A 15892-nucleotide genomic window follows, 5' to 3' on the forward strand; every position below is an offset into this window, starting at 1 on the left:
TCCGTGGGGGTTGGGTCACCGAAGGTGACCCTTCTACCCGGAGGGCGAGTAATCGCCCCTACTCAATATTGTGTTGTACTTTATCAAAGGGTTTTGTCAGGAATGAAAACGTAACCCAATCGTTGAGTTATGAGCTTTTGTTGAATAGGGTAAAGCTTTGGAGATTTAGAAAGTAGCAAAGAGCCGTTAAAGACACCGATCAAGGTCTTGGTCAAGACAAGGCTAAAGAAGCCGATTAAGGCTATGAACTGTAGGAGTCCTGCGACGGCAAAAAAAGAATTCCCTAAAAGATCGTTCAAGGCGTAAGTTCCTGTGGTAAAGCTTCCGAGTGGGAAGACATAGCTCCACCAACCAAGGCTAAAGGGAATTTTACTCTCCTTTTTGGCAAGATGCAGCAGGGAGTAGAGACTGGCAATCACGATCCACCAGAGCCCTACACCCCACATGGAAACCGCGAAGATCATACCAAGGGCATGAAATCCTGAGTTCCAAGTGTCTAAGAAGGGTTGAGTGACTACCGGAAGAGTGCTGAAAAGGGTCATAGACATTCCGATAGGACCGATAACAATCCAAACGCTTGGCACAAAGCCCCCAGCGATTTTACCACTATAGACAAGCCGGGAATAATACAGGCTGCTGATCATAATAAATAAGAAAAAAGTCATACCAAACATGGCTAAAATGAGAATAGTAAAGAAAAACTGCCAAGATAAGGTGCTCCAATAAGGAATGAGCTTGGCACCGGTGGCTGCTGCTACGATAGGGGGGACGACTGGAATCAACCAACTGGCATGGGTATCCTCAAGTGAAACTTGGTGGGAGACAAAGAGCAGATAGGGTATGGTAACAACGGTAAATAGAGCGACTATAACTCCGCAAATCCAGAGGGTTTTACTGATTAAGATGGCAGTTGCCGGTGTGAGCAGATGTATGCCAATCACCAGATAATCATTGCCAATTACACTGATACTCATTGCCAAAGCACCATAGAAGAGAAGCTTACTAGGGTCGGAAAAATCCTTTAAAGCCTCGTCTGTGTGGCAGATCCAGCGCCAGGACCAAAAGCCAAGAGCGAGGATAAAAATTACATTGGCTAAGAGAAAAAAAGCGATGCCTATTGGCTGCAGTCCGGGTATGGGAATAGGGGAAGTATAGGTTAGAGCGGCAACAATGCCAATTCCCATGACGACAGTGAACCAATTTGTGCCAAACTGGCGTGTAACAGAAGAGAGTTGACTGATCATAGACATTTCCTCCAAGTTCTAGATAATTGATGTCGAAAAAAGTTTAATTGCGATAATGTGTCAACTATACTGAGTTACGTCAGACAGGGCAATTCAGATTTCGAATACAAGGTATTAAAGAAAACGAGGGAGTCTATTCAGACTCCCTCGTTTTCACCTCAATGTCGTCAATGTCAACAGCTTGATCGCTTACCACGACTAACCCAGTTTCGCCTTTTAGTCCGGGGTCATGAATCACGGTGTAAGGTTTTGCAACTTGCCTAGCGATTGCTATGTATTTATCCGTCAATTGATCCCTTAATTCCCCGTTGATGAGCATTCTTGAACTCTGCTTATGGCTTAACGCTTCGATAATCTCGGGGTAGATGAAACTTTGGGCAACTTGCTTTTTACTCAGGATTCGAATTATGCGTTCGCGAAATTCTCCAAGATAGTTGCTTTTCTCGTCGCGTTTCAATTCAGGTGATCCATGCATTCCTTCGGCAAGTCTTTGCTCTGGGCTATCCATATTCGTCAAAGTGGGCGAATTATTTGTTTGAATATCAGATATCATGATGTCCTCCTTTGTGGTTCTCTTACTAGTATAGAATTTGCCTTTAATGAGAGGATATGCACACCATGCCCCCAAAATTTCTGGGTAGTTTTTTATATTTGAAGCGGTTACCAAGACACTTAGATGTTATGGTATTTTTTCATATGAATCTAGAAAAACCTGTAGATAGGTAGTTTTATGCTGATAGTATTCCAAAAAGGAATACTATATATAGAGGATTATTATAATTAAACAGCGAATAACATTTTGCGAAGGGTGTTGATTACGTGAATTTAACACGTTTACGGACATTGGTCATGGTAGCTCGAAGCGGAAGCATTAGCAAGGCCGCGCTTGATCTTCACCTCAGTCAGCCAGCCGTAACCAAGCATATCCAAAGTTTAGAGGAATACTATGGGAAATCCCTGATTGATCGTTCTGCTCGGGAGGCTGTGCTCACAGAAGAAGGACGCCTCCTTTATCGTTATGCGCTAGAAGTGCTCCGTTTGATGGATGAAGCGGAAACGGGGTTGGCTAAAATGAGCAAAACTGTTCAAGGATCATTGCGTATTGGAGCAAGCTCGATTCCTGGGCAGTATATTCTTCCGTTTGTCCTAGGAGACTTCAAAGGTAACTATCCAGATGTAGATCTAGTGGTGGAAATAGGGGACACTGGCCAGATTACTCGCCTGGTATTAGAGAACAAAGTGGATCTCGGGTTGGTTGGGAATCCGGCGAAAGAGCGGCAGTTAGAATGTTACCCTTGCGCAGAAGACGAATTGGTACTGGTCCTGCCCTTGGACCATCCCCTAGCGCAAGTAGCGGAGATCCAGGCTGCAGATCTCTACAAGGAAAAAATGATTTGGCGGGAAGTTGGCTCAGGAACACGTAAGACGATCGAGGGCTGGTTGGCTCAGGTCGGAGTTAAGCTGGAGGAGAAAAAAGGAGATCTAGAACTGGGCAGCACGGGTGCGGTAGTGGCAGCCGTTGAAGCGGGTTTAGGTCTGTCCATTGTCTCAATTTGGGCTGTTGTTCGCCCTTTGGCTTGGAAAACACTGGCGGTTAGACGGTTGAAAGATCTAAGTATGAAACGTCAGCTGTATGTCCTCCGCTCCACACAGAATACGCGTCGATCTGCTCAGGCGTTTCTTGATTTTATCTTAAGTGACCAAGGAAAGCTTGCTTTGGATTGTTTTCGCGGAGATTCCATGGATCCGTGAACAGGAATGAATAACTCCTGTTGAGATGAAGACAGAGAAGATACACTTGAGGAGGAAGTATTAAATAGCCATGCGAGTGTCGAACATGTTGAAACCTGGAAAGATAAGCCCTAGGCGTGGCGTGCTGCAGCAGGGAATACGTTTCGGCGGAACCGTGCTTTTGTTGGGTTGGCTCTTTGCCAAAGTTCCTTGGGAGAGAGTCTGGCCAGTATGGCAGCAACTTTCCCTTGGGGCTTGGCTAGCAGCGGTTTTACTCACGATCTTGGCCACAGTGGTTAGTGCTTATAAATGGAAGTTGATTCTCACTGAACCAGGGATAGAAGCTCCCAAGTTTGGTTTTTTATTGCGCATTTATTTTATTGGGTTGTTTTTCAATAATTTCCTTCCTTCTGGCATGGGGGGAGATGTCATGCGTATTGCATTGACGTCCCGTAAGATAGGGGTAGCACCTGCCACAGCTTCGGTCATAACGGAGCGGACTTGGGCAGCTTTGGGGCTGGTTTTTTTATGCTTCATCGGATTTTTTAGTTTTCACCAGGCCATGGGTCGGGTAGCCGTGGTTATTCCGGTCTTGGCGGTAGTGGTCCTGAGCTTGACTTTGCTCCTCCTATTCCCTGGTTGGGGTCGTTTTTTTCTTCATTTCTTAAATCGGTATCCTAAGCTGTCAGAGGGACTGACCGGTTTTCTCAATGTTCTAGACCGTTACAGATCTCGGCCGGGAATGTTAACCAAGGTTTTTTGTTGGTCTGTGGTTTTTCAGGGAATCATCGTGGTTATGAATTATTTACTTTTTCAGGGAATGGGTGTGGACGTTAGTTGGTCGTCGTGTTTGAGCTTAATTCCTCTAATTTCGGCTCTGGCTATGGTTCCCATCAGTATTAACGGCTTGGGGTTAAGAGAATGGAGTTATGTGGTTCTTTTTACTCCTTGGGGAGTGGAAGCACCGGTTGCCTTAGCTGTTTCTTTGACTTTTTTTCTGGTAGTAATGTTAGTAAGTTTGCTGGGCGGATTTTTTTACCTTAGAGATCACTAGAGTGGTAAAAAAACGAAGGGGGAAGAGGGTAATGGCCTATGGCAGTGAAATATCCAATCGTGCTTCAGAATTCATGGTGATGGGAAATAATTGCTGTGAAGCGGTAGTGCGAGCAGCAAATCAAGTTTGGAATTTGAAACTAGCTCCTGAGACCATAGCGGTTACCTCGTTGTTTAAAGAGGGCATGGACAGCGGTTGTACCTGTGGTGCTTTAGTAGGTATGGTCATGATCTCCGGTATTTTAAAAAACCGTTATGGGCATCCTCTGAAGGATAAGTTAGCGGCGGATTTAACGTCTCGTTTTCGGACGGAATTCGGCTCTACCTGTTGTCGTGTGATCTGTAAGCAAAGGTCCTTGTGGGAGAAAATTGGAAGGAAAGGGTGTATTGTACTGACAGCCAAAACCGCCAGGATACTAGAGGAGGTATGGGCAGATGTCCAGAATAATGCTGACCAAAATCTCCGTAATTATACCCACGCTCAATGAAGCCGAAACGGTCGGTTCGTTAATCAAATCTCTGAAAGGGATTCCTGAGTTAGAAATCATTATTAGTGATGGGGGCAGCCGAGACGGCACGGCTGAGCGGATCAGGCAAAGCGGGGTCGTGGCTGTGCAAAATGAACCGGGCCGAGGTGTCCAGCTAAATGCAGGGGTGCAGGCTGCGTCAGGAAATATTTTGTTATTTTTGCATGCTGATTCCCAGCTGCAAGAATCGGCGGTAGTTCAGATCAGACAGTCGGTAAGCAAGGGAACTCAGTGGGGCTGTTGCAGGCTGAGGTTTGATGAAGACTCCTGGTTTTTCCGAATTCTGGCCAAAGCATCCGACTGGCGCGCCCGTTATTTGTCAATGTGCTACGGTGATCAAGGGATTTACTGTACGCGAGCTTTTTTTGACAGTTTAGGAGGATTCCCGGACTGGAGTTTTTTAGAGGATTTAGAGTTTTCACGACGCGCTAGGCGTAGGGTCAAAGCCTGTGTTTTAAAGGACCAGATTATTACCAGTACCCGGCGCTTCAGAACGCATGGTCTTTGGCGTACCTTATGGAAAATGCAAGTGGTAAAAGTACTTTTCGCACTAGGATTTCCGTTGCCCTATATAAAGCGCTTTTACCAAGCGGGTGGGAGAGAAAAAGAATGTCAACGGGTGTCATAGTTATGAGCAAAGTTCCCCTGCCGGGCAGAACTAAGAGCCGTTTACAGGAAAAAGCCGGTGCGCAGGAGGCAGCTTTGTTTCACAGAGCCTGTCTATATGACTTGCAGGCAGTGTTGCGGACTTGCAGAATGCCCGCTCGGATTTATATTGCGGGGGGTTCCGATGAGGAATTTCGCTCCTCATTTCCTCATGCGCTACCGGAGGAATTTACATGTTTGCTGGAACTGGACTGGTCAGATTTCGCTTTTTACCTGCAACATGGCGGGGATCTGGGAGAACGGATGCTTTGCGCTGTGCAGGAGAGTCTGACGGAATTTCAGGAAGTAATTCTGATCGGTTCTGATATCCCTGGGATTGACCAGAACCTTTTAGAACAGTCCTGCGCGGAACTGCAGCAGCATGATCTCGTGTTGGGGCCAGCCAAGGATGGGGGGTATTATTTAATCGGGTTGAAGAGTGCTGATCTATTTCTTTTTTGCGAAATCGAATGGGGGAGTGGACTGGTCTTGGAACAAACCTTGCAAGCTGCCCGCCGACATCAGCTGAAGACGGCGTTATTGCCAGAGATGCAAGATATCGATCGTTGGCAGGATCTGGTGGTATGGACGACAGAGCTGGCCGGTGATAGTCGCGCAGAATCCACTCTGGCTTGGCGGTATGCTGATTATTTATTGAAGCACGCTAAGGTTAGCGGCTGAAAGAGAAAGAGAAAGCGAGATGATAAAGTGAATTTGCATATTAAAGAGTGCTTAAGCAAGGCGATTGCTGGCGGTGAACTCAGTAAACCTGAAATCCAAGCTTTGTTTAGTGTTTCAGTGCTCTCCGAAGAGTACTTTGCGATCCTGCAGGCAGCCCGCTCTGTGAGTACGGAAGCAGCTCAAGGATTGGCTGAGGTGCATGCCCAGGTGGGGATCAATGCAGGGCCCTGTCCTCGTAATTGTGCCTTTTGTTCCTTTGCGTCCTGTCATGGAATTTTCCAGACTGCCTCCTCCCTTGGGTTAGAGGAAATCATTGAAAGGTGTGATCATTTTCAACGGGTAGGAGCTAATGCGATTTACCTGATGATGACAGCCAATTTCGATTTTGCCGAGTTTCTTCGAATTGGGCGTGAGGTGCGGGCAGCTCTAGGTCCAGAAGCAGTCTTGCTTGCTAATACCGGGGATTTCGGACAAGAGGGTGCGGAGGCACTGCGCAAAACTGGGTTTCAGGGAATATATCATGCAGTGCGCTTGAGGGAAGGAAAGGTTACTCTCATTAAGCCGGAAACCCGTATGCGGACGATCCGTGCAGCTCAAAAAGCAGGTTTGGTAATTGCGACGTGTGTGGAACCGGTAGGTCCGGAACACAGCGTGGAGGAGTTAACGGAAATGACGCTTCTCACCCGAGAAATGGCGCCCGTCTTTAGCGGTGCCGCCCGGCGTATCCCTATCCCTGGTACTGTGCTCGCCCAAGAGGGAATCGTGTCAGAAGCAGAGATGGCGCTGATCCTAGCAGTTGTTCGCCTAGCAATAGGGTATGACGTTCCCTTAAATTGCACCCATGAACCTAACGGCATGGGGGTTTTGGCTGGGGCCAGTATTTTATGGGCCGAGGAGGGTTCCAACCCAAGGGATGTGAGGGAACAAACCCATCGGGGCTATTCGGTCGAGGGCTGCCAAACAATCCTGCGGGAGGGTAATTGGAAGGTTGCCAATGGACCTTCTCCAGCGGTGCTGAGAAAGAGGTGATTGAGGCGAGTGAGTGTGGAAAAGTTCACAAGTAAATTGGTTTTGTGAAGTGTAGTGGTTTATTAAATTAAACGGTATGGTGAGTACGCGATATTGTGCCACGGAAAAGTGGCAGATGAGTCATAATTAAAGGGGGAAATATTTGTGAAAAAGAGTATGAACATCGGAAAAACGTTGATTTTAGCGTTTACTTTATCTTTAACTTTAGTATTGTCTGGTTGCAGTTCTAGCAGCACCGCTGGACAAAATGCACCAACCAGCAATGTGGAGTCGAATAGCGCGTCGACCTCACCTAGTAAGGTGATCACAGACTTCAAATATTATACTGCCGACCAGCTCAAGCAAGCTATCGATAATAAAACTCCTCTGAAAATCGTGGATATCCAAGTAGAAGATGAATATAAGGCCCATCACGTTCAAGGAGTTATCCCAACCTACGCTTATCCTGTTAAAACCGATGAGGACAAAGCTAAGCTTGCTAAGGTTGTACCAGAACTGAAGGATTCCCAGGATCCAATCGTAGTTATCTGTCCGAAAGGCGGCAGTGGAGCTAAAAACACGATTCAATATTTAGTAGATCAGGGTATTGCGGAATCGAGACTCTTGATTTTAGAGAAGGGCCAGGCTGGCTGGCCCTATGCCGAGTTATTAGCTAAATAAAGTCCGCAAGTTCCTCACGGGCATTAAGGAAGACTTGAAGTTAAACATTAAATGGATTTATCTAGTAAATAATTGGAAGGGTGAGTGTGGTAAAAAGCTTACTAAGTGGGTACAAAGGGAAAATATTGGCATTGTTAGTAGTGCTAGCATTATACTTTTTTGTTCCAGTAATAAAAATAAATATCAACCAAGTTTTTTTCATTCTCAGCAATATGGATGTAGATTTAGTCAGGGGTTATATTTTGGGTTTTGGCATTTGGGCCCCGATAGTCTCGTTTCTCCTGATGATTTTTCAGTCTATAGTAGCACCCCTTCCTGCCTTTCTTATCACCTTTGCCAACGCTAGTTTGTTTGGTTGGGTAAAAGGTGCTGTGCTTTCGTGGTCTAGTGCAATGGTAGGGGCAGCATTATGTTTTTATATTGCTAGGTTTTTAGGAAGAGCAGTGGTAGAGAAACTAACCTCACGGACAGCATTGGAGAAGGTCGATCATTTTTTCAAACAATATGGGAAATACGCAATCGTAATTGCCAGATTACTTCCTTTTATCTCTTTTGACATTGTGAGTTATGCAGCAGGTTTAACCTCTGTGGGATTTTGGTCATTCTTTATCGCCACGGGTATTGGACAACTGCCAGCAACCCTTGTTTATTCCTATATTGGAGGTATGCTAACCGGTACTACTAAGACATTTGTATTTGGGTTATTAATGTTGTTTGCTGTTAGCGCATTTATGGTGCTAATCAAGCAAGTTTGGAATGATAAGAAAAAGGAGGGTGAAAAAAGTGCTTAGAAAGAAGTTTTTAAGCCTTGGGGCGCTTTTATTGGGTTTAATGTTATTATTAACCGCATGTGCAACTTGGCCACAGAAACCTTCTAATTCTGTAGACCCAGCCCAAACTAAACTAGATCTTTCAGTCTACAAAAATCGCGATATATTTATAACTCCCCAGGAGCTTAAAAAAAGGCTGGGAGATCAGTCTGCAATTTTAGTTGATACAAGCAAGCCAGATGTTTATGAAAAGGGACATATTCCAGGAGCCATTGGCATAGGTTGGCATGGGCTTTCGAAAATAGTGGGTAAACCAGGGGATCCTTTATGGGGAACGACTTTAGACAAAGAGGAGCTTACTAAAAAGCTTGAGTCATATGGAATAACTAACAGCACTCTGGTGGTATTCACGTCAAATGTGCTTCCCGGACCGGGTTCAGATGGAAGAAGCGTCTGGCAACTTAGAATGGCTGGGCTTGACAATGTTAAGCTTCTATACGGAGGAAATCCTTATTGGAAGGAACTGGGCTATGAAATGACCAAAGAGCCGTCTCCAAAGCCTACTCCGGTAACAGGGCTCATTCTTAAAGAGTTTGATAAAAGCTACTCAGCAGACAAAGATTATATCTTTGCAAACCTTGGCAAAACGAAAATCATAGATGTTAGGACAGAAAAGGAATATAAAGGGAGTCAAGATTCAGGAGAAGCAAGAGGAGGACATATAACGGGGGCAAAGCACCTGGTATGGTCATCAGTGCTCAATGAAAATGGAACTCCAAAATCCCCCGAAGAAATCATAAAGATGATGGCAGAGTTAGGAGTAACTCCTGAAGACGATTTTGTAGTTTACTGAACTATGGGTATGAGATCGGGTTATATTAGCACGATCCTCAGAGCCGTTGGCTTTGATAAAGTTAGAAACTACGAAGCATCTATTTATGAGTGGGCAGCTGATCCAGATATGCCCATGGAATAAAAGCCATGTTCAATTGGCTGATATGCTAAATAAACCCGAGTAACTGTTTAACCAGTTTCTCGGGTTTATCGTGTTTCATACACCTTCGGCCCCAACCGTGTGCACTGACGTATAACGACATCCTCATGGTTGCAGACAGGGAAAATGTAGTTATTTTAACACTGTCATCCAAAGGGGAATTGAAGTTCTTTGAATGATGGATTCGTTGGCAATCTTTAACGTCTTAAAGATGCCTTAAGACGCTGAGTTTTTAAGAGCAAACCAAAACCGTCTTCAATTTTATTTACAACCACATCTGCTGACTGGAGAGTCTGCATAGAGGCTCCCTCAAACCCAATTACAGCAATGCCCAAATTCGCTCGTTCTAGCATTAATTGATCGTTTGCTCCGTTCCCGATGGCGACAATTTCCCGGGAACCGAACTTCAACAAATAATCTGCCTTTTCTTGAGTATGGTCTACCTTCTTCAATAACTTTACCTGAACGGGTAATCCTTCACATTGCTGCTCTACGGTACCGAAGGTATCGGAAGTTAGAATATGGATTTCTAGAAAAGGAGATAGACGGCTGAGACTTTCCCTTACAGAGTCAAACATTTGCCCGTCTAGGGCTAATGTTCCGTTGTAATCTAGGACTAATACTTCAAGGTTCATAGCACCTCGGCCTGGAATAACCACTTGAATCATAAAAATCTCCTCCCATGAACTAAATATTGTTGTATGTTTCAATATCATAAGAATTATACGCCAGCAAGCAAAACAAGTACAAGAACCACGAGCGAAGACCCGTGGGTTCCAATGAACTTCAGGGGATTGAAATGCAAAATCAGGAAGAGAACGTTGGCTACACTTTCTAAAATCACTGGGAGAAAAGGTATAGAGCAGTGAACAGAATTGAATATTAAGAGATAGAGACTAACTGCCGTACGCTTAGAGTGGTTAGCAAAAGGCAAGAGTTTAGTTTTGTCATACGATAGTGACAAAAAGATTAGGATGTGTTAATCTAATTTAAGAAGGACTTCTGTCTTTCAACTGAATAAAGTCTACTCTCCGAGCCGATTGACCTAAAGAGAAATCCATGGTTCATCGGCCAGGGCTTTAACGCCCTCAGGGTATGTCTAGAAATGGGCATGCCTTCACTTTGAAAAGGAGGTGGTCGCATTTAATTGCTTTAGATTACATGACGGCTCCACTTTCCTGTGGAGCCGTTTTTACGTCCTATTAGCACAAGTGCAAATTTCGGGTAAAAGGTCCCTTCTCGCCGTCACGGCGCCTTGCCATCACGACACCTTGCCATCCATGGCGGTGTTCTAATCTAGCGCATTATATAATGACGAGTTAATAGAGTTGGACAAATATTAATAAAGAAAGTAGGTTGGTTTTATGGTCAAAAGTATTAATCGTACTTTAAGGTTGGTTATGCTATCATTAATTATTCTTTTCGGTTTAACGGCGTGCGCAGCGCCTGGCCAAAATACACCTTCAACTACCTCAAAACTTCGGATTGCGGCTGCGGCCGATCTAACCTTGGCCTTTAAGGAAATCGCTACTCAATTCGAGCAGGAGACGAATATCCCTACCGAGATAACCTTTGGTTCCACGGGAACGACCGCCATGCAGATCGAAAACGGAGCCCCTTATGATGTTTTTGCAGCGGCCGATGTTTCTTATATTGAGACGCTTAACAAGAAAGGCTTAATTCTAGCTAATACTCAACAGCTCTATGCTCAAGGAAGGGTCGGCATCGCTACCTTGAAAGGAAGCAATTTAAGCATCAAAGATTTACAAGATCTAGCGGACAATCCTCTGGTCAAGAAGATTGCCATTGCTGAACCGTCGCACGCCCCTTATGGCAAAGCTGCCAAACAAGCTTTAGAATACCGCAACCTGTGGATCAAAGTAGAACATAAAATGGTTTATGGACAGAATATACAAGACACTTTAGCTATCCTTAAATCCGGTAATGTGGATGCCGCGATCATTGCCCTTTCCATCTTCAAACCGGATGAAGTGGACTTCACTCTGATTGACGGTTCCTGGCACGCTCCTCTTAATCAAGCTATGGCTATCTTGAAAACAACGAAGCAGGAAGAAAATGCCCGCCAATTTGTGGCCTATGTCAACGGAGAAAAAGGTCGTGTCGTCATGAAAAACTATGGATTCCTACTTCCAGATGAATTTGAAAAGAAGTGAACTCAGCCCGTAGGATATCTACCTCACCTAAAGTTTACGAAGAACCTGCCTCCCCGTATAGAAGAGTGTGTCTTGAAAACTGGATATATAATAATATAACCCCAAATAGGGAGTCTTCGAAGTCCTGTGTACATAAGGATTTCGAAAACATATTAAAAGAAGTCTTGGAAAGTGGTTGTAACTATGAGCATATCAGATTTAACACCTCTTTATCTCTCCTTGCGTCTGGCTTTAACCGCTACTTTCATTGGGCTGCTGATCGGTTTGCCGATCGCCTGGTTCTTAGGGAATACCCAATGGAAAGGGCGGGAAGTTCTCGATTCGCTGATTAGTATCCCTATGGTCTTGCCGCCAACCGTTCTCGGATATTACTTACTGGTCATTCTAGGCAGGAATAGTTGGATCGGAAAACTGGTTGAAAGACTAGGAACCCCTCTCGTGTTTACAACCCGGGGAGCGATTATCGCGGCAACCGTCGTTTCAATCCCTTTTTTCATTAAAACAGCCCGTTCCGCCATCGAAGGGATCCCGTCCAATCTTTTGGATGCCGCCCGCGTCCTCGGAAGAACAGAACTTAATATTTTTTTCAGCGTTGTCATTCCCAACGCTTGGAAAGGAATTGCTGCCGGACTTGTGCTAATGTTTGCTCGGGCTTTGGGGGATTTTGGAACAACGCTTATGGTCTCGGGCGGCATACCTGGTGAAACGTTGACTATGCCTATTGCCATATACAATGCCATGCTAGCCGGAGATCAGGCGACAGCCAATCGTCTAGCTTTAATTATGGCGGGCACAGCACTCATGGTGTTGATTCTGATTAATCTACTCAATCGACAGGTTGGAAGGAGAGGAACTCGATGATCGAAGTTCGGATTTCCAAAGCCTTAGAACTCTTCTCCCTTCAAGTCGATATTAAACTGTCGGAAGGATCCTCTTTAGCTTTAGTGGGGCCTTCGGGATGCGGGAAAAGTATGACATTGCGCATGATTGCTGGCTTAGAACAACCGGACGAGGGATATGTTAAAGTTGGGAACACTGTCTTCTACGATTCCAGCGAGAGTACCTTTGTACCGGCTTATAAACGTCATGTCGGGTTTCTTTTTCAAAATTATGCTCTTTTCCCCCATCTTACGGTGGAGCAAAACATCGCTTTTGGTCTAAATCGTCGACCTAAGCGAGAAAGGCAGGGAAAAGTTGATTCGATCTTAGAACGGTTAAGGCTTAAAGGGTTGGAGAAGCGCTATCCTCAGTACATTTCTGGTGGGCAGCAACAGCGGGTAGCTTTGGCTAGGACACTCGTCACAGACCCAGAGTTACTCCTCTTAGACGAACCTTTTTCCGCTTTAGATAGCCAAGTCAAAAAGAAGATGGAAAAAGAAGTTGTCGATGTGAGAAATGCTTTCTCCGGTACCATGATTCTAGTCACGCACAGCCTAGAAGAAGCGTTTCGGCTGTGTTCGAATATAGCTGTTATGGACAATGGGGAAGTAATACAGATGGGTACTAAAGATGAGATCATTCACCAGCCGGCTAACCGCACCGTGGCTCGCCTCACTGAGACAGAAAATATTTTTGACGGAACGGTCATCGAACGGGACGGCGAAACAGCCCGACTCTGGGTAGAAGAATTATACGTGCATCTCACCATTCCCAATACTCTAAAACAAGACAACCTTTCCATAGGAATTCGGCCTGCTCAGCTAATTGTAGAGCAGGACCTTGGTACACGAGACGAGGACTCAGAAAATCGTTTCTCTGGGCAAATCGTACAAACGATTCCTACGCCTGACGGGCAACTTGTGTTTATTCAGTTGGTCAGAGAAATGGCTTCCCTTTCTAAGAAATCTTCGTTGTCACACCAGCAACCTGACTATGATCTTCAGGCTTATGTCCCGTCCAATTACGGAAAATCCGGTCATCGTCTGTTTCAAGCTGGGGATCTTTGTCAGGTCGTTTTTTCCATCTCCGCGATCGCAGTTTGGCCTAATGACAAGCGATAAGAGAGTTCTTACCTTTCAACGGTAGGGGCTCTCTTTTTGCAATACCATTTTTTTAACAATGACTTCCAATTCACGAAGTCGTAATATAAGATTATTAGTATATATTAAGAGACTACAAAATAAGGGTGTTAGTACTAATAAATGGCTGTGGGTATAGTATTGCTCAATGAGTGGAGAATCGAGAGGAGTTTCGCTGGGTATGAAAGATATCGTTGACGTAGTTTATCATCCTGCCCCTTCTATAGAACGCCTTTACCTTGAGTTGACCAACCGTTGCAATTTGTCTTGTGAAATGTGTTACCGTCAGAATTGGCATGAGCCTTTGGGCGACATGTCTACAGATTTGTTGAGTTCTATTGCAGGTGAGGTGGCTGCTTTTCCTGATCTTAAGGAAGTCATTCTGGGAGGGATTGGCGAACCAACGATTGCTAACGATTTTCATCAAGCGGTAGAACTATTCGCGCCCCGATATCAAGTTACTGTGACAACGAACGGGACTACATTGGACGAGCCTATGATTGAATTTTTGCTTTCGCGTGGAGTAGCTCGAATCGTTCTGTCTGTAGATACAACCGATGTACAGACCTTTGATTCTATCCGACATCAAAATATACAGGGGATCTTGGAGAGCACACGTTACATAGCTGATCGGAAAGTTAATGGCGTACCAGAGATCATTTGGGAATTCCTGGCCATGAAAAGCACTCTTGCCTATTTGCCAGAGACCGTACGCCAAGCCACAAAACTAGGCGTTAATCGAATCTTTGTTTCTCATATTCTACCGATGAGAAAAGAGATGATAGAGGAAACCCTTTATTATCCCACTTTAGTTCCTGAAACCGAGCGAATCTTCCAAGAAGGGTTTTTGTTAGGACTGGCCAAAGGCATAGACGTAGTATTGCCGAAAAGTCAGTTGAGAACGGATCGGCATTGTAAGTTTGTGGAAACTCAAAGTGCCGTTATACGCTGGGATGGTCAGGTTTCTTCCTGTTATCGGTTTTTGCATTCTTATCCAGAGTACGTCTTTGGAAGACATAAGCTCATTGAGGCCCACAGTTTTGGTTCTCTAACGGAGCAATCCTTGCTGAAAATCTGGACTTCTCAGGATTATATGCACTATCGTCACAAAGTGATGACCGGAGGTTACCCTTCATGCACGGATTGTGAGTGGGTTAATGGCTGTGATATGGTTTTTCGGACAGACATGGACTGCTTAGGTAATGCTCCTTCTTGTGGTGATTGTCTTTGGGGGCGAGGAATAACCGTTTGTCCATGAGTAGTTCAATGTTCAAACTTAGTCAAACACTACGAAAGAAGGTACCACGCTATCGCGATTAATTCCCTAAGAATGTATATTGATAAGAAGGTGCAACTATACTTGTTGCACAGTCTTTTGGGCAGGAGGTGCTTAAAGATGGGAATCGGTAACAAACTTTTAGAAACTAGAGATGGGAAACCAAGAAAAACCTTGGTTAGAAGACATTTGTATAATTTATTACCCGATGTGTCTGACCAAATGGCTGATTATTATATAATGGATCGTATAGTTCAAGAGCAATTCGGTGGTCATTATGTTATACCTGCCGATGAAGATGATATACGTTATGATATTCGTAGCCTTGACAAGTATTGTAAGGAAATAGGTAAAAAACCGAAGGAACTTTCCAAAGATGAATTGGAGAAATTTAGACTAAATTAATTAGAAAGTAGCGTTTGCACAAAAACCATGACTTAAAGGTCGTGGTTTTGCTTTTAGTGCGCCACGCATGGCGATTAACTTGGTGGTGAAAGTCCACTATGGGGGCTTGTAGTTGCCAACCATTAGCCAAGAGCAAGGGTGTCCATCGTGAGGTGGATGAAATAGGCGAATTCTATAAGAATTCGCCCCTTCCCGAACCGTACGGGCAGTCGTATTAAGGCAAACATCAATGACAAAGTTCGGTTCCTCAATTAGGGTCGACTATCTCAATGAGAATCATAAGGAACGTAGAACCCAACTTGCACTATATCCCAATTTCAAACGTAGACGGAAATACTTTTACATTATGCTGACCGCTTCAAAAACGCCGTTCAACCCAATATACAATCCTCGTAATCCTACAATTCATTGTCCTGTATTAATTGTAAAATAGGTGGTAAGAATTGAATATGAGTTCTTGTGTTGGGAAAATTGGCGAAAGCGAGGACCTAAAGCTATGGGTATACGTTGATTGAATGTGTAATTGTCAACAAGGATCGCTAAGCTACAAGTTTTAGAACTTCTTAGGGGAGAGCAGTTCCCATTTTGGGATGCTCTTCTTTTAATTATGCGTATATTTTAGCGTCTACTCTTAAAACTCGACGCTTGCTAATATGCCTACTCTGGGTATGGGTGAGTGTTCACG

The 15892-nt window shown here is 44.6% G+C and carries 17 protein-coding genes and 1 riboswitch; of the genes, 14 read left to right on the plus strand and 3 right to left on the minus strand.

Going from position 1 to position 15892, the window contains the following annotated elements:
- Positions 1–83 precede the first annotated feature (83 nt).
- Both ACYQ3Q_RS25695 and ACYQ3Q_RS25700 read right to left on the minus strand, forming a co-directional pair.
- Positions 84–1244: a TDT family transporter gene (locus tag ACYQ3Q_RS25695; RefSeq protein ID WP_459931264.1), complete on the minus strand. Its 1161-nt coding sequence runs from the start codon at positions 1242–1244 to the stop codon at positions 84–86.
- 133 nt (positions 1245–1377) lie between these two features.
- Positions 1378–1797: a YueI family protein gene (locus ACYQ3Q_RS25700; protein WP_459931265.1), complete on the minus strand. Its 420-nt coding sequence runs from the start codon at positions 1795–1797 to the stop codon at positions 1378–1380.
- Between the two features lie 266 nt (positions 1798–2063).
- Between ACYQ3Q_RS25700 and ACYQ3Q_RS25705 the strand changes: the two genes are divergently transcribed.
- From ACYQ3Q_RS25705 to ACYQ3Q_RS25745, 9 genes are all read left to right on the plus strand, one after another.
- Positions 2064–2996 (plus strand): selenium metabolism-associated LysR family transcriptional regulator, encoded by a 933-nt coding sequence (locus tag ACYQ3Q_RS25705; protein WP_459931266.1) that lies wholly within the window; start codon positions 2064–2066, stop codon positions 2994–2996.
- An 85-nt stretch (positions 2997–3081) separates the two neighbouring features.
- Complete coding sequence (locus ACYQ3Q_RS25710) at positions 3082–4029, plus strand: lysylphosphatidylglycerol synthase transmembrane domain-containing protein (protein WP_459931349.1); 948 nt, start codon at positions 3082–3084, stop codon at positions 4027–4029.
- 31 nt (positions 4030–4060) lie between these two features.
- Positions 4061–4516: a C-GCAxxG-C-C family protein gene (locus tag ACYQ3Q_RS25715; protein WP_459931267.1), complete on the plus strand. Its 456-nt coding sequence runs from the start codon at positions 4061–4063 to the stop codon at positions 4514–4516.
- Entirely contained in the window at positions 4464–5183 is a 720-nt protein-coding gene (locus ACYQ3Q_RS25720) for a TIGR04283 family arsenosugar biosynthesis glycosyltransferase (RefSeq protein WP_459931268.1), read from the plus strand. The genes ACYQ3Q_RS25715 and ACYQ3Q_RS25720 overlap by 53 nt, the downstream gene beginning before the upstream one ends.
- Before the next feature lie 2 nt (positions 5184–5185).
- Positions 5186–5881 (plus strand): TIGR04282 family arsenosugar biosynthesis glycosyltransferase, encoded by a 696-nt coding sequence (locus ACYQ3Q_RS25725; RefSeq protein WP_459931269.1) that lies wholly within the window; start codon positions 5186–5188, stop codon positions 5879–5881.
- 27 nt (positions 5882–5908) lie between these two features.
- Positions 5909–6910: a radical SAM family protein gene (locus ACYQ3Q_RS25730; protein ID WP_459931270.1), complete on the plus strand. Its 1002-nt coding sequence runs from the start codon at positions 5909–5911 to the stop codon at positions 6908–6910.
- A gap of 144 nt (positions 6911–7054) precedes the next feature.
- Positions 7055–7570, plus strand: coding sequence for a rhodanese-like domain-containing protein (locus ACYQ3Q_RS25735; RefSeq protein WP_459931271.1), 516 nt, complete (start codon positions 7055–7057; stop codon positions 7568–7570).
- Positions 7571–7782: 212 nt separating this feature from the next.
- Positions 7783–8361: a TVP38/TMEM64 family protein gene (locus ACYQ3Q_RS25740; RefSeq protein WP_459931272.1), complete on the plus strand. Its 579-nt coding sequence runs from the start codon at positions 7783–7785 to the stop codon at positions 8359–8361.
- Complete coding sequence (locus ACYQ3Q_RS25745) at positions 8354–9193, plus strand: sulfurtransferase (RefSeq protein ID WP_459931273.1); 840 nt, start codon at positions 8354–8356, stop codon at positions 9191–9193. Before ACYQ3Q_RS25740 ends, ACYQ3Q_RS25745 begins: the two co-directional genes overlap by 8 nt.
- A 338-nt stretch (positions 9194–9531) precedes the next feature.
- Here the strand turns inward: ACYQ3Q_RS25745 and ACYQ3Q_RS25750 are convergent, their stop codons facing one another.
- Positions 9532–10002, minus strand: a complete 471-nt coding sequence (locus ACYQ3Q_RS25750; protein ID WP_459931274.1) for an HAD family hydrolase — start codon at positions 10000–10002, stop codon at positions 9532–9534.
- 349 nt (positions 10003–10351) lie between these two features.
- Positions 10352–10484: riboswitch (molybdenum cofactor riboswitch) on the plus strand.
- 214 nt (positions 10485–10698) lie between these two features.
- Between ACYQ3Q_RS25750 and modA the strand changes: the two genes are divergently transcribed.
- The 5 genes from modA (at position 10699) to ACYQ3Q_RS25775 (ending at position 15207) form a co-directional block, all read left to right on the plus strand.
- On the plus strand, positions 10699–11508 hold the full coding sequence (gene modA, locus ACYQ3Q_RS25755) for a molybdate ABC transporter substrate-binding protein (protein ID WP_459931275.1): 810 nt from the start codon (positions 10699–10701) through the stop codon (positions 11506–11508).
- Between the two features lie 183 nt (positions 11509–11691).
- The gene (modB, locus tag ACYQ3Q_RS25760; protein ID WP_459931276.1) at positions 11692–12369 is read left to right on the plus strand and encodes a molybdate ABC transporter permease subunit; all 678 of its coding nucleotides are present in this window, start codon (positions 11692–11694) and stop codon (positions 12367–12369) included.
- Positions 12366–13508 carry a sulfate/molybdate ABC transporter ATP-binding protein gene (locus ACYQ3Q_RS25765; protein WP_459931277.1) on the plus strand — a complete coding sequence of 381 codons (1143 nt, stop codon included), beginning with the start codon at positions 12366–12368 and terminating at the stop codon, positions 13506–13508. Before modB ends, ACYQ3Q_RS25765 begins: the two co-directional genes overlap by 4 nt.
- A gap of 199 nt (positions 13509–13707) precedes the next feature.
- Complete coding sequence (locus tag ACYQ3Q_RS25770; RefSeq protein WP_459931278.1) at positions 13708–14784, plus strand: radical SAM protein; 1077 nt, start codon at positions 13708–13710, stop codon at positions 14782–14784.
- A gap of 138 nt (positions 14785–14922) precedes the next feature.
- Entirely contained in the window at positions 14923–15207 is a 285-nt protein-coding gene (locus ACYQ3Q_RS25775; protein WP_459931279.1) for a hypothetical protein, read from the plus strand.
- Positions 15208–15892: the final 685 nt, after the last annotated feature.

The sequence above is a fragment of the Desulfosporosinus burensis genome, from assembly GCF_054657535.1.

What these genes read in the sequence shown, in the direction of transcription:
- ACYQ3Q_RS25695 (WP_459931264.1), bottom strand. Translation starts at nt 1,244, where the DNA reads ATGATCAGTCAACTCTCTTCTGTTACACGCCAGTTTGGCACAAATTGG.
- ACYQ3Q_RS25700 (WP_459931265.1), bottom strand. Translation starts at nt 1,797, where the DNA reads ATGATATCTGATATTCAAACAAATAATTCGCCCACTTTGACGAATATG.
- ACYQ3Q_RS25710 (WP_459931349.1), top strand. Translation starts at nt 3,082, where the DNA reads ATGTTGAAACCTGGAAAGATAAGCCCTAGGCGTGGCGTGCTGCAGCAG.
- ACYQ3Q_RS25715 (WP_459931267.1), top strand. Translation starts at nt 4,061, where the DNA reads ATGGCCTATGGCAGTGAAATATCCAATCGTGCTTCAGAATTCATGGTG.
- ACYQ3Q_RS25720 (WP_459931268.1), top strand. Translation starts at nt 4,464, where the DNA reads ATGTCCAGAATAATGCTGACCAAAATCTCCGTAATTATACCCACGCTC.
- ACYQ3Q_RS25725 (WP_459931269.1), top strand. Translation starts at nt 5,186, where the DNA reads ATGAGCAAAGTTCCCCTGCCGGGCAGAACTAAGAGCCGTTTACAGGAA.
- ACYQ3Q_RS25740 (WP_459931272.1), top strand. Translation starts at nt 7,783, where the DNA reads ATGGATGTAGATTTAGTCAGGGGTTATATTTTGGGTTTTGGCATTTGG.
- ACYQ3Q_RS25750 (WP_459931274.1), bottom strand. Translation starts at nt 10,002, where the DNA reads ATGATTCAAGTGGTTATTCCAGGCCGAGGTGCTATGAACCTTGAAGTA.
- modA (WP_459931275.1), top strand. Translation starts at nt 10,699, where the DNA reads ATGGTCAAAAGTATTAATCGTACTTTAAGGTTGGTTATGCTATCATTA.
- modB (WP_459931276.1), top strand. Translation starts at nt 11,692, where the DNA reads ATGAGCATATCAGATTTAACACCTCTTTATCTCTCCTTGCGTCTGGCT.
- ACYQ3Q_RS25765 (WP_459931277.1), top strand. Translation starts at nt 12,366, where the DNA reads ATGATCGAAGTTCGGATTTCCAAAGCCTTAGAACTCTTCTCCCTTCAA.
- ACYQ3Q_RS25770 (WP_459931278.1), top strand. Translation starts at nt 13,708, where the DNA reads ATGAAAGATATCGTTGACGTAGTTTATCATCCTGCCCCTTCTATAGAA.
- ACYQ3Q_RS25775 (WP_459931279.1), top strand. Translation starts at nt 14,923, where the DNA reads ATGGGAATCGGTAACAAACTTTTAGAAACTAGAGATGGGAAACCAAGA.